Here is an 11,958-nt window from a genome sequence, read left to right on the forward strand (position 1 = left end):
GTCGATGACGGAGGCGACGCCGGCAATAGCTTCCGGCGATCGTCCAATCCAGTGCGACACGTTCAGGTCAGGTGCGCTTTCACTGTGCTGCACGATGAACTGCGTCACATAGGCGGCCGTCGCCGCCACTGTCACGAAGACAAGCCGCTTTGGAATGCCCGCCAGCAGACGCGCACGTCGCCGCCGCGCGCCTCGCCGCTTGCGCCATTGATCAGACTGATTGTCGTAGCGAGATCGATCCATAGCAGACCCTAAGCCGACCAGCCTGGCCACGTGCTGTCGATCATTGGCTCGCCGTTGCAATAGTAGTCGTAGACGAACCGCCCGGTGGCCTTGTCTCGGCACCGCCACAGTAGCGCATAGTTCTGTCCGTAGAATTGATCCCAAGCCACACCGTAGGCTGTGGGAGGGGGCCGGTAATACCCGCCGCCGCCGTTGTTGGCGGCAACAGCTACAGCGGCGCCGCCCACAGCAGCCACCGCAATCCCTGTCGCTACAGCATTGTCAGCCTGTACAAGCCGCATGCATTTGTCCGCCGACGCGCCGCGGCGGACTAGCAGGGCTGCTACTCTGGTTCGATATTGCTCGTCAGTGTTGGAGGCCAAAACATGGCACAAGGCCACGGTATTCATTGCCGTGAGATCGCTATCGGAAACAACTGGACTCGTCGAGCAGCCGGCCAGACATAGCGAGACGCTCGCAAGAACTTGCACTTTTTTCATTTGATTTCCCCCATGCAAATAATGGGGCAACTTCGTCTCAGGAGTCCAGAGTTTGTTTCTCTATTTCAGGCGTCGGAACTCGATAATCACAGCCTCGGGCTCTGGCTCTAGCGGCTCATGCCCCGGCTCTTCATGCCAAAACACCTGGCGCAAATCGCGCTGGTCGACCTTCTGTCCGCAGTTCGGGCAATTATAGAAATGGCCTTCCTCGCGGATCAGGTCGCCGCCATGCAGCGTGCCTGGGATCGGCGGGCCAAGGTCTGAAAGCTTTGTCATGACCGATCGAACTTCCAATTCGTCTAAAATGTTCCGGAACTATTTTAGCACATGCTGATTGAATCGCGGTTTTGCGAGTGTGTGCATGCGTTTGAAGTTCATCCCGCCCTTGATGCCGACCCTCGTCGAGACGCCGCCCGCGGGCGACGACTGGATTCACGAAGTGAAGTTCGACGGGTATCGATCGCAACTGATTATCGATGAGGACGGCACGCGCATCTACACGCGCAACGGCCACGACTGGACGGCGAAATATCGCGATCTAGTGAAAGAGGCCGATAGCCTTGGCGCCGAAAGTGCCATTGTGGATGGCGAGATCATCGTACTTAACGGGGCCGGCCTGTCCGACTTCGGCGAACTGCGCAAGGCGATCACCCGCCGGCAGCACGACCTCTATTTCGTGGCGTTCGACCTTCTCCATCTCAACGGCCACGATCTGCGCGATATGGCGCTGGAGGAGCGCCGCGAGATCCTGGCGAGCATGATCGAGCCCGGCGGCCGGATCCAGTTCAGCGAGCCGTTGCCAGGCGAGGCAAGCGCGATCTTCCACCTGGTCGACCAAGCAGGATTGGAAGGGATGGTTTCAAAGCGGCGTGACAGCAAATACCGCAGCGGCCCGTCGACCAACTGGCTGAAGGCGAAATGTTACTCGGTCGACGAATACGAGCTGCTTGGCGTCGAGCGCGAGGCCGGCAAACCGGCCTTCGCTTTGATGGCAGAGCGGGGCACCGGACGCTATGTCGGGTCGGCTTTCATCAATTCACGCGGGGCGATCCGCGACCGGCTTTGGAAGCGTGTCCAGGAGCACGCCGGGCCGCCGCCAAAGGGCATGAAGCGGCCGGCCACTCAGTGGGTCAAGCCGGGGCTAATCGGCCGAGTGAAGCACCTTCGCGGTGAGGAAGACCTGCGACACGCTTCGCTGCAGGATTTTCGCGAAGAGGATGCTACGCGCCTAAAATAGCATGCTCAGTCCTGGAGGCAAAGTTGGCCGCCCGTTCCATTTCAGCACAGGATTGCTGGCATTGCTCTTGCACCGGGCTCTTTACTGGGTAACCCCGGTCCTGATCGCGTACCTGATCAGGTAGTAGGCTCGCCGGGTTCTAGGGAAGTTGGGGTCTCGCCCGGCGAGTTTGCCAACTTACGGTTTTGAATCGGCAAATCGCGCAAAGTCTCCGGCGCTGCCGTGATTGAGCGGCGGAATTTCTGGAACCGAAACAGCCGTTCCGAGTTTCCTAGCTCACCAATCAGACTCCATAAGGGCCGACTAATGTTCAATGACAAAGAGACTCGACTTCTGGAAGCAGGACTGTTCGTCGCTGTGCCACTCTCGATCCTCGTTGCAACGGTGATGGTTAGCATCACGTTCGGTTGGTTTGGATGAGCACACGCGGGACTGATTTTTTGTACAAATGGACAGTAGCCAACGTTCCCAAGAATATGCCGACAAGAGGCGACTATTCACGACCGCATGCCGGTCATCCTGACCCCGTCCGACTACATGCGTTGGCTCGGGCCGGAACCAGATCCGCGCGACCTCATGAAGCCTTATCCATCCGAACTGATGAAGATGTGGCCGATTGACACCAAGGTTGGCAGCCCGCGCAACAACACGCCCGACATCATTGACGAGATCGGCTTGGGGCCGACTGACCTGTTCGACGTCTAGAGGTAGCGATCACCGTCCCCACGGTGTTCATAGCAGAACCAATGCGATTCCCTTCGCGGTCGGGCGAAACCCCATCCGGCGACTTTCCCGCATCCGTCATGCTCGCATGTGTGGCCAAGGACCCTAGCGCGGTCGCGCGGAACGGATGTCGTGCCTTCCGCCAGCTTAATCGGTTCGTCGCTCATCCATACCCCCAGCCGAGCGGTGGCTACGTGCGCGCGACCATCAGTGGCGCGCACCCCCAGCGTATTTCTTGCTCTCCCTGATATGGATGTCGGTCTGATGGCGTATGGCCTCGGAGAGCGACAAAGCGAGATCGAGGTCTTCCGGATAGTTCGCCAAGACCCATATGGCCGTCAGTTCGGCAATGGCCTGTTTCTGACTGACATCGGAGAGGCCGCGCATTTGCTTGGCCATCCTGTTGACCGCCCGGTGGATGGCGGGCATCTCGCGCCTTACCGTGGCGTAAATCTCGGGCTGTTCGGATTCGGTGGCAATGATCGGTTTCATCGGTCTGTCTCCAATTCGCCGACAGTGAACAAAAAGAGAACCAAAGAGTCAAGAGCCCCTTGACCCGACAGGAATATGTTCCTTATTCCTGAATGGATCTTGCAGGAATGGGCTATGGGAAAGCGCCAAAACGCGCCGGCCGGCGAAGCTATGTCGGAATTGGAATTTGCGGCCCAGCAGGCCATTTCTGCAGCCCGTGGCGATGTCGTGGTTGCCTTGCTGAACGTTCTTGCGAGGAACAGCGAGCTTGAACGTGAACTTGCCCTGTCGCGCTCTGCTATCTCCAGTGGCTATTCCCGTGGATGGCACAGGGGGCGTCTCTGATGGTGGAAACGGCCGAAGATAACTTCCGAATCGAAGTGTGGGATCGAGAGGAGAAGACGCATCTCGAAACCATATGCCGATCTCCCGACGCGATGGTTAGCCAGGCAGCTTAGCAGGCCGCGATCCGTCGCCGCCCAGGGATGCTGCTGATCCACTACAACAGCCGTCACGTTATGGAAAAGATCATCACGCCGGGCGAGGTGAAGATTCCGCCTCAGACGATCATCAACGGCAGCGTCCTCGCCGGCCTCGACGTGGCCCTTGGCGACCTGCGCGAATGGCACACGCTCCGGGCATGGTGCACGAAGTGCTCGCATCATGCCGAAGTCAAACCGGCCGGGCTGATCCGTCGATATGGTAAGGGAGCGCTGTTCAGCACCGTCGAGAGGGCGCTGTTCTGCACGAGTTGCGACAGAGGGGGGCCGATTCGATTGGAGATCCACAAGCTGCCACGAAACTAGGTTTGTTGACCCAAAGGGCTGCATTTGCATTGTCCCCTAATTCTCGCGCATAAAGCTGCGGGGGGCGTGGCGATGAGACGCCGGATTGCAATTATCCTAGTCGCACTGCTTGGCGGCGCTGTTCAATCGCACGCCGATGCGCGGCGCGGGGATTTCTCTCACGCACTTTATTTTTCCTCAAAGTGCCCGGCCTACGAACTCGACCCCGCCAGAGCCATGGAAGTCGCCGTTTCCGTCGGGCTCCCGAATACTCCAAGTTCAATAACGGTAGCGGCGAACGAGGGCACGAACTCCATGATCTCGAACGTCGTTCCTTTCGTTGGGCACCCAGAGCCAGCGCAACTGAGTGATGAAGAGTGCCGAGCGGCCTACTCGTGGTTCGGTCCTGATGGCGCAAAGATCAAGGGCCTCTTGAGGATCCGAACCAAGGAGTAGAAATTCCTCTCACTTGTGCCCGCGCAACGATCGTGCTTTGTGGAAAAATACTTAGGGGGGAAATTATGAAGACAACAATTTTCGCGGCCGTAGCAATTCTAGTTTTCGCATTTTCGAACAACGCGTTTGCACACAGCGGCGGTACCGATGCCAATGGGTGCCATACGAATCACAAGACTGGCGAATATCACTGTCACTGACATGCTGAAAACCTGGCTTTCCACCCCGGCCGGCACAGTCCGGTTGGTCTGCATTTGCGTTGCGATTGCTTCGCTTCTTGCCGTGGCGCCGTGGCCGTATGGCTATTATCAGTTGCTCCGGGTCATTGTCTTTTTCGCAGGGATCTACTGCGGAGCCATGGAGTGGCGATCAGCTCCTGAAAATCGTGCCCAGGCTTGGGCACTGTTCGGAGCCGCGGCGATCTTCAATCCGTTCATGCCGGTTCATTTGCCGCGAGAGGTATGGGCGGTGCTCAATGTCGGCGCAGCATCTCTTTTCGGTTTTGTTGCATATCGCCAACGAGGCGAAGCGTGAAGAGCATAGTCAACGTTGTTTTGCAGATCGTCGGTGGACTGTTCATTTTGGCCGCTTTCCTTCAATGGATCACGTTCGACTACCCTGACGTGAGTCCCTATATACCGTTCGCCATTTTCGCGCCCGGCATGATGTCTCAGATGATCAACTGGATCTTCGTTTGCCTGCTAGGAACGATCGGTTTCGTGATGATCGGCTTCGCGCGGCGCGAAAAACGAAATAGCGGCGACGATGAACGCGGGTAAATGGCTGGAGGCCAATTTCGCTGGATACGGTCGCCCCACACGTTTCGGTTGGCTTGTGTCCTAGAGCCGCCGAACCGCTTCCCGCGTCCTGGCGAGTCCTTGTGCCGCCGCTGTGATGGTGATCTCGTGCGAGGCACTTAACGAGCGGTGGCCAGAACTGGTCCGCGCGGTCCGAAGGGGCGATGCCATGGAGCCAAATCTTGCCATCTCTCTTGAACGTGCCGAAGAATTGCTAGCAGAACTCAGGACTGAATATGAGCGCTCGCTTGTAGGACAAACCGTCAGCGAGCGAGCGTCGCAGCTGACTCATGAGGTGCTGGAGCGACTTCGAAGTGTTCTTGACAGGGTTGCTAGGCGCTACTGGCGGACGCATGTCGCGCCGGCTCTGTCGGAAGATGATCGGAAAAGGGCGCTGATCTACTTTCCGATTTCTAACGATCTGCATGAATTCGATTCAACATTGGGGCGTTGGCGTTGGAAGCACGTCGCGCAAGCCCACAGACCGATCTATGAGTTATTTCTTCAGCGCCAGCCGTTCCAGTCATCTGAAAATAGATGGCTTAAAATTCTAGATGAACTAGCCGTTCAGGGGAAACACATAGATTTGGTGCCGCAGACAAAAATCGAGCAGAAGTGGGTTACCGTAACCCGAAGCAGTGTTCAGACAACAATTCAGGCGAGCTGGAATCCAGATGCCGTGAGATTTAGTAGCGATCCCGGCGTCTCCATCTCGTTCGCAGGAGCGCAGATCAACCCGCTGACACAGCGGATCGTCCCTACAGAAGGCGTCTCCGAAAAGCTTGAGATATGGGTATCGTTTATTATTGAAGGCTATGGCGTCAACGCTTTCGCGTTCTGCGAAGAGGCCGTCAAGCAAACACGCCATACGGTCGAGGAGATGTCCTCTTCATTTGGATTGTAAGCTGCCCGCTGCTATGAGCGCCGCATATGCATCAGATGCGTCTTGTCTTGCGACATCCCATTTCCCATTGGGCACCTGGAAGCAGTACGCGGCAATGATATCCAGCATCGCATCGCTTGCGCGCGCTGGTAAAAGGACGTAGCCCCTTGAGTGGACGGCCTCAATGACCTCCGGGCGCAAGTTCTCATCTTCGCTATTTTCGCTAACCATCGAGTCCATCGGCGCCCTAGTCTGTCTGTCCAGCGCGCATGTCGATAGGCTCTGGCTTCGGCCGCAGTTGTTGCATCGCTTGAATGAGCCCCACAACGTCGGCGTATGGCTGGCGTGACAGGTAATTGGCGATTGCCTACAGCAGGTTCGCTGGCACGACTAGGGCCTCTCGCTGTTGCATCTGTCATTCCCCGGAATGTGAGTCTGTCACGGTGCGCCGCTTGGAACTCAGCAAATTTCCGAATGCTCGGGGAGTTGCAGACCGGCGCGAAACAACATGGACGTCTTCAACCCGGCTCTCTCTGCTGGCTAATCCTGGCGATATCCTCGATGGCCGAGCGGATTTGGGGCCAGGGAAACTCGGCATCGTTCTCCGACGGCTGACCTTCCTTCACCACGGCATCTAGCTTGGCCGCCACGCCGGCAAGGGTAGTGGCAGGCGTTTCGCACAATACCTGAAGCAACGCCTCCGCTCGATCGGCTGCATCGCGTTCTGACCGCAGCGCGGCGGAATATCCAACAGCTCTATCGGCGGCATCCCACCGAGCCTGATGGGCGGCGAGGTCGGCTTCAGCCTTCGCACGGACCGCAGCGTCGGTACGGTCGATGCCAAGCAATTCACCAATCTCCTTCAATGAATGCAGCGCCAGGCTCTCTCCATTCGACTGCAGGATCGTAACGCACGGAAAGCCAACAGTTTCAGCAACTTTCCAAGCGTTGTTGCTCTCGGCACAGCCGCTCGGTCAAGTTGCGGGCATCCTGCCAATCGCGCCAGACCGTTACGGCAGGGTCGGCACGTTGGTCTTTTTTCAAATCGACACGCGCAACCTCGATCGTCTGCCGTCCCAGCTTTACATCTGCTGTTCGCGCAAGTTCCTTCCTGGACGTGACGAAAGGCAAAGGCGTGGTATTGTCGGAATCGCCCATAATCGAGTTCCCAACAGCTTGGTATGGTTAGGCAGGGCTATGTGCATGCGCATGTCGCCCGGCCATACTTGCGCGCAGCCAGCACCTACAGGGACTGTTGTCACTGCAGACGGCTCGCGAGAGTAGTCTCTTACCTCTAGCCGATTTGAGATCGTTTTGCAATCACATGATATGAAAGACATCACCGGTGCACAGATGCGAGCGGCACGTGCGCTACTGCGTTGGAGCGCAAAGGATCTCGCAGATGCCGCCAGTTTAGGGGTGGCGACTGTTAGGCGCGCGGAATCCGACGATGGCATCCCATCAATTACCTCGGCGAATCGAAAGGCGATTCGCACCGCACTTGAGGCGGCAGGCATCGAGTTCATTCCAGAAAATGGCGGTGGCCCAGGTGTAAGGCTTGCCCGTCGATTTGATGGCGGATGATTGGTAGATAGCGCTACCGCTCTCGAGCGACAGCGCAACCGATCAGCGCATCGGGGGTTTTGGGAGCCGGGATGGCGTGTTTCGCGCAGAGCGCAAGCCATCAGCGTCTCTCAGATATGCCGCGCAGCGCTCAGCGTCCACCCACTTCATCGAAAGCCTCCAGAGGCGACCGCCCTCAATGCACGGCCGGTCATTTATCCAGCTCCAGTATTCCTTGCGGGTCTCCGGCAAACTTGCCAGGCTTGGCTGCACCGCGCGGCTTTTTTCTGCTTGGTTCGAGACGCTCGAAGATGGGACCGAAATCGACATTGCGGCTCGACATTTCGGCGAGCAGGCTAGCAATGACCGCAAGGTGAATGGGTATCCCGCCGTTCTTTTTGTTATTTGAAATGGAGTTCGGCTGCATCCCCATAAGGTCTGCGAAGCGTCGGACACTAAGCCCCGCCTTGTTCAATTCTGCGATGAAATCGTTGTAGGTCACAGCATGGGGCACTCATTATTTAATGAGTATGGCACATAAAATCATGTGACTTCAAGCACGCTTCCATTGGAGGAGATAGCTCGCACTTTCCTTCTTATAGCCGGAGCCTGGATTAGCTGCGACAAAGTTAGATTGACACGGATCGCCAGCTACACGGGAGCAGTATGCCCGCCGAAACACAGTCCACTCGACGGAATCCGACATAACTAGAGCTTCGCTGCTATTGAGCCGTTGAAACGCAGGTCATGGCGAGGGAATATGGAGCAGCCAAAGAGGAAGCGCCGTGGAAGCCTCACCGCCTAGGGTTGTGCCTGAACCCGCGAAGACCGCCTTGCCGGAGAAGGCACATTGTCCGACATGCAATAGATCGCAGAACTGCGATGTTCATGGTCGAGTGTACAAGCCGTGGGAATGGTCCGACCGCCAAGGCCACTCCATGTGCGGCGGGGTAACCTACACGTTATTCGAATGCCGCGGTTGCAACACCGTCTTTCACGAAACCAGTTCCTGGGACGAGAATGACGTTGACCAATGGTACGGTTCTGATGGTCAGACAGAGAGCGAAGCCAATCTTACGAAAGAGACTTTTCCGAAGCCTCCCGCGCGCCCTCGTCCCGACTGGTTCGATGTCTCAGGAGCCATAAACCACACGCTCTACGGCATCATGGAGGAGACCTACAAAGCCTACGAAGCCGGGTGTCACTTGCTGGCGGTCGTGGGTCTCAGGACAGCGTTGGACAGTTGTTTTGAGGGCGTTGGAATCGAGGGCGGTGACACCTTCGCCAAGAAACTTCAGGCTCTGAAGGCTGGTGGTTATATCGGCGAAACTGAGCACGACCTGCTCACGGTCCTGATCGACGCTGGAAGCGCTGCGGCTCATCGTGGCTGGACGCCGGAGCGGCAGCATGTGCATCAGCTTATGGACGTGCTGGAGAACTTCATCCAACGGGTCTTCGTCAACGGAAAGCGAGCGCTGGAAATGAAGGCCGGCATTCCAAGCAAGCAGCCTCGCATAGGGTCCCCTCGATCGGCTGCCCCTATTCCTGTCGTGATTTCTGGAAGTGAGCAGCAGGCAGCAAGCACGGTCCTCATCGACTCCTGCCGTCCGGATGAGCGCCCCTAGCCAGGCGTGGGCCCAGCGCCATGATGGCCGGTCAGGTTTGCCCACCTAGCTGCCACGAAGGTTTGGGGGCGACGACGACGGAATGCGAATGTCGTGTTGTCGGCGATCTCTCAGGTTCAACTAATCGCGCGAGCGCAACCTATTGCGCGACGGAGGTAATACCCGCTTTCGACAAATTTCGAAGTCAATCGCCACGCTCGAAATGAGGCGCTACCAGACATTCAGCACCTGACTGTCCGCGCGCCGGTCGTATCATCCCTTCCACATCGTCGATTGAAGAAGTGTCTGCATATACGCTGGGAGGTAGAGTTCGCCGCGCGCCTCGATCTCTAGAAGATACCGAGCCTCGGCCAGGCGATCCCCTTCCCCGACCGCAGCATATCCGCAGATGGCGAGTAGCGCTGTCTCCTCCTCCTCCCGGTTGGCACTGGCAGAGTCGGTGCTGCCACCGCGACAGCCACTACGGCTGGGCGATGCGCCGCGCCCTCATCTCGGATAGGATGCCGTGCCCGACGAACATTCCGTCGGAAGCTTGGATTTGAGGGCGGACGAGTCGTGACGGGCTCGCTTCTACTGGGCGTGAAGCCTATGCATCCGCAATGCCGAGGATGGCGCCAGCCGACAAGCCTGCGCCCGGCCGCCATCCTACGGCCGGCGCTGGCGACGTCGGCTCCACGGGCCGAAGTGACGCCCCTCTGCTGCAGCGCGCAGTTCGCCGATCGCGGGCCACCTCAGGCTAGGTCGGCGAGGTGCCAGGGTTGTCTACCCAACAGCGCTTTATCTAACGACGAGCGGCCACCTCAAGAGCAATCTTTGACCCCGCCTCCTTTCCCGGCCCCAGCCCCCACTACGGCCAGCTGGAGGACGACACATCGCACTAAGCTACGGACGATGAACGGAGATCGATGATATTGGGAGGTGCAGTGAAAGCCTGCACCTCGCGAAAATTGGGAATAACCCATTGAAACAACACAACCGATCGACGCCGCACCTCGCGGCCTTTTATCTCGCCGTCTTAATCGGTCGTACTTTGCGAGACTTTGTGTCCATCGTCGTTCCTCCTTCCGTCTACGATAATATACGAATCTATTCTCTAGGCTACGCTTCCACGTTTTGGCGCCGAGTTCCGATGCGCCGCGCAGTCTTCCGCGCTCTGCGACGGGGTGTTTCGGCTGCACCGTGGCAGCGCTCGAACCGTCGTGGCGCACTTTTCCATCGGACTGACGGAGCATCGTCACAGGCAATCGAGCGCGGTCCGGCCGTCTTCCGATCGGCGCGGCCGCAGGCAAGATAACGTGCGTTCCGTCGTTCCTGGTCTGCATCGGTCCTCATCCGCCAAGGCGGATCTCCGTGTTCAGTTGGCGTCGTTCAGGTCGCTGACGCCCTGCGTTTCAATTGATGATCCCCTGCTCATCGATGGGCTCCGAGCAGCTTGCGGTCCTTGAGATGAGCGCGCTGGGCTGCGTCGGTTCGGCTCGCCGAAGGATCGCCGACGTAGAACGTTCCGTCGCTCCACATGGCGTGCATGATCACCGCCAGCTTGCGCGCCACCGCCACGCAGGCCTTGCGATGGCAGGAGCGCTTGGCGATCTCCTTGCCCCAGCTTTTGACCTTGTCCGTGCCGCGGAAGCGCGTCATCAGCGCCGACGCCGCCTCATAGAGCGAGCGCCGCACGTCCGCGTCGCCAGCTTTGGAGATGCGTCCCTGGACGTCGATCGATGTTCCGGATTGCCATCGCCGTGACGTCAGTCCGAAGTAGGCGGCGACGTCACGCGAGCGGCGGAAGCGCGACGGGTCGTCGATCGCCGTCATGAACGAGAGCGCCGTCACCGGGCCAACGCCGGGGATCGCCATGAAGCGCCGGCACAGCTCGCTGCGCGCGACGATCTTCACCACCAGATCGTGCAGCCGGCAATATTCTCGCCACAGCACGGCGCGTGCCGACAGCATGGCGTCCATCAACTCGGCTGACAGCGGATCGGCCGCGACGGCGGCGCGGACCGCCTGGTCGAAGGCGCCACGCGAAGTGCCGCCAAGCTTGATGCCGAACGCCTTCAGCGAGTGCCGGACGGCGTTCTCAAGATCGAGGAACTTGCGCTTCAGGTTGCGCCGGTGGGTCAGCAAAAGCCGCATCCGATAGCAATCCTGCGTCTTGATATGAGCCTGACGGAACCAGCCGGTGCGCATGATGTGGGCGATGCCGAGCGCATCGGCGGCGTCCGTCTTGTTGCGCTGCGCCGACATCGCGGCGCGTACGTGCTGTGTCTCCAGGCGATCGCTGGAAGGCCGCGTTTCAAAAGTTCGGGATGCAGCCACGGCGATAGTGATCCGGCTTCATGGCCGACACGCCGCAGCCGCGCGACGAACGGCTTCAACGCTACGAACAGCGCATCAGGATCGGTCTCCACCTTGACCGTCAGATGCACCTCACCATGTTCGTCGACGACGCACACCGCCGTCTCGTCCACCGCAACATCCAGTCCGCAAAAATATTCCATCAGCTGCCTCCTGCGTGGTTTGACAGGTGATTTCTTAGCAGTTGCCCCACCGTTCGGGGCAGGCCCGGTGAACGCCGGCGCTGCTGACCGATTACGGGCGGCAATCTTCCGGTTGTTCTGCCCACATTCCGCCTCCATGCACGCCACGGTGCGCTGGAGCTTGCGGTTGCGCGAAAACGCCCATACGCGCTCATGGCT

The 11,958-nt window shown here is 58.6% G+C and carries 15 protein-coding genes and 3 pseudogenes; 10 read left to right on the forward strand and 8 right to left on the reverse strand.

The annotated features are described in order from the left end of the window. The 3 genes and pseudogenes from C8D77_RS37970 to C8D77_RS36695 form a co-directional block, all read right to left on the reverse strand. Positions 1-243 (reverse strand): annotated as a pseudogene (locus tag C8D77_RS37970) (hypothetical protein); the annotation flags it as partial. An 8-nt stretch (positions 244-251) separates the two neighbouring features. Further along, positions 252-722 (reverse strand): hypothetical protein, encoded by a 471-nt coding sequence (locus C8D77_RS36690; protein ID WP_109672799.1) that lies wholly within the window; start codon positions 720-722, stop codon positions 252-254. 60 nt (positions 723-782) lie between these two features. Further along, the gene (locus tag C8D77_RS36695; protein ID WP_109672801.1) at positions 783-998 is read right to left on the reverse strand and encodes a hypothetical protein; all 216 of its coding nucleotides are present in this window, start codon (positions 996-998) and stop codon (positions 783-785) included. Between the two features lie 85 nt (positions 999-1,083). On the opposite strand from C8D77_RS36695, the gene C8D77_RS36700 reads away from it, so the two are divergent. Further along, entirely contained in the window at positions 1,084-1,959 is an 876-nt protein-coding gene (locus tag C8D77_RS36700; RefSeq protein WP_109672803.1) for an ATP-dependent DNA ligase, read from the forward strand. 489 nt (positions 1,960-2,448) lie between these two features. Further along, positions 2,449-2,664: pseudogene (locus C8D77_RS36710) on the forward strand (SOS response-associated peptidase family protein); the annotation flags it as partial. A 225-nt stretch (positions 2,665-2,889) separates the two neighbouring features. On the opposite strand, the gene C8D77_RS36720 reads toward C8D77_RS36710, so the two are convergent. Continuing rightward, entirely contained in the window at positions 2,890-3,174 is a 285-nt protein-coding gene (locus tag C8D77_RS36720) for a hypothetical protein (protein WP_109672809.1), read from the reverse strand. A gap of 75 nt (positions 3,175-3,249) precedes the next feature. Between C8D77_RS36720 and C8D77_RS36725 the strand changes: the two genes are divergently transcribed. The 6 genes from C8D77_RS36725 (at position 3,250) to C8D77_RS36755 (ending at position 6,095) form a co-directional block, all read left to right on the forward strand. Beyond that, a complete protein-coding gene (locus C8D77_RS36725) occupies positions 3,250-3,498 on the forward strand; it encodes a hypothetical protein (RefSeq protein ID WP_245951986.1) in 249 nt (82 codons plus the stop codon). A 140-nt stretch (positions 3,499-3,638) separates the two neighbouring features. After that, on the forward strand, positions 3,639-3,959 hold the full coding sequence (locus C8D77_RS36730) for a hypothetical protein (RefSeq protein ID WP_245951987.1): 321 nt from the start codon (positions 3,639-3,641) through the stop codon (positions 3,957-3,959). Positions 3,960-4,459: 500 nt separating this feature from the next. Beyond that, positions 4,460-4,594 carry a YHYH domain-containing protein gene (locus C8D77_RS39015; RefSeq protein ID WP_109672813.1) on the forward strand — a complete coding sequence of 45 codons (135 nt, stop codon included), beginning with the start codon at positions 4,460-4,462 and terminating at the stop codon, positions 4,592-4,594. Next, on the forward strand, positions 4,542-4,928 hold the full coding sequence (locus C8D77_RS36745; protein ID WP_170136928.1) for a DUF6804 family protein: 387 nt from the start codon (positions 4,542-4,544) through the stop codon (positions 4,926-4,928). Before C8D77_RS39015 ends, C8D77_RS36745 begins: the two co-directional genes overlap by 53 nt. Continuing rightward, positions 4,925-5,173 carry a hypothetical protein gene (locus tag C8D77_RS36750; RefSeq protein ID WP_109672818.1) on the forward strand — a complete coding sequence of 83 codons (249 nt, stop codon included), beginning with the start codon at positions 4,925-4,927 and terminating at the stop codon, positions 5,171-5,173. The genes C8D77_RS36745 and C8D77_RS36750 overlap by 4 nt, the downstream gene beginning before the upstream one ends. A 187-nt stretch (positions 5,174-5,360) precedes the next feature. Further along, positions 5,361-6,095, forward strand: a complete 735-nt coding sequence (locus tag C8D77_RS36755) for a hypothetical protein (protein WP_146211878.1) — start codon at positions 5,361-5,363, stop codon at positions 6,093-6,095. 497 nt (positions 6,096-6,592) lie between these two features. Here the strand turns inward: C8D77_RS36755 and C8D77_RS38720 are convergent, their stop codons facing one another. Beyond that, positions 6,593-6,922, reverse strand: a complete 330-nt coding sequence (locus C8D77_RS38720) for a hypothetical protein (protein WP_245951988.1) — start codon at positions 6,920-6,922, stop codon at positions 6,593-6,595. An 82-nt stretch (positions 6,923-7,004) separates the two neighbouring features. Beyond that, positions 7,005-7,232, reverse strand: a complete 228-nt coding sequence (locus tag C8D77_RS38725; protein ID WP_245951989.1) for a hypothetical protein — start codon at positions 7,230-7,232, stop codon at positions 7,005-7,007. Between the two features lie 171 nt (positions 7,233-7,403). On the opposite strand from C8D77_RS38725, the gene C8D77_RS36770 reads away from it, so the two are divergent. After that, positions 7,404-7,658, forward strand: coding sequence for a helix-turn-helix domain-containing protein (locus tag C8D77_RS36770; protein WP_109672826.1), 255 nt, complete (start codon positions 7,404-7,406; stop codon positions 7,656-7,658). Between the two features lie 190 nt (positions 7,659-7,848). Here C8D77_RS36770 and C8D77_RS36775 read toward each other — a convergent pair whose 3' ends face one another. Next, the gene (locus tag C8D77_RS36775) at positions 7,849-8,139 is read right to left on the reverse strand and encodes a DNA-binding protein (RefSeq protein ID WP_109672832.1); all 291 of its coding nucleotides are present in this window, start codon (positions 8,137-8,139) and stop codon (positions 7,849-7,851) included. A 436-nt stretch (positions 8,140-8,575) separates the two neighbouring features. Here C8D77_RS36775 and C8D77_RS36780 point away from each other — a divergent pair, with 436 nt between their 5' ends. Beyond that, positions 8,576-9,262, forward strand: a complete 687-nt coding sequence (locus C8D77_RS36780; RefSeq protein WP_109672828.1) for a DUF4145 domain-containing protein — start codon at positions 8,576-8,578, stop codon at positions 9,260-9,262. A gap of 1,410 nt (positions 9,263-10,672) precedes the next feature. Here the strand turns inward: C8D77_RS36780 and C8D77_RS36790 are convergent. After that, positions 10,673-11,760, reverse strand: a pseudogene (locus C8D77_RS36790) (IS110 family RNA-guided transposase). Between the last annotated feature and the right edge of the window lie 198 nt (positions 11,761-11,958).

The organism is Mesorhizobium loti (assembly GCF_003148495.1).
In the GTDB taxonomy this organism is placed as follows: domain Bacteria; phylum Pseudomonadota; class Alphaproteobacteria; order Rhizobiales; family Rhizobiaceae; genus Mesorhizobium; species Mesorhizobium loti.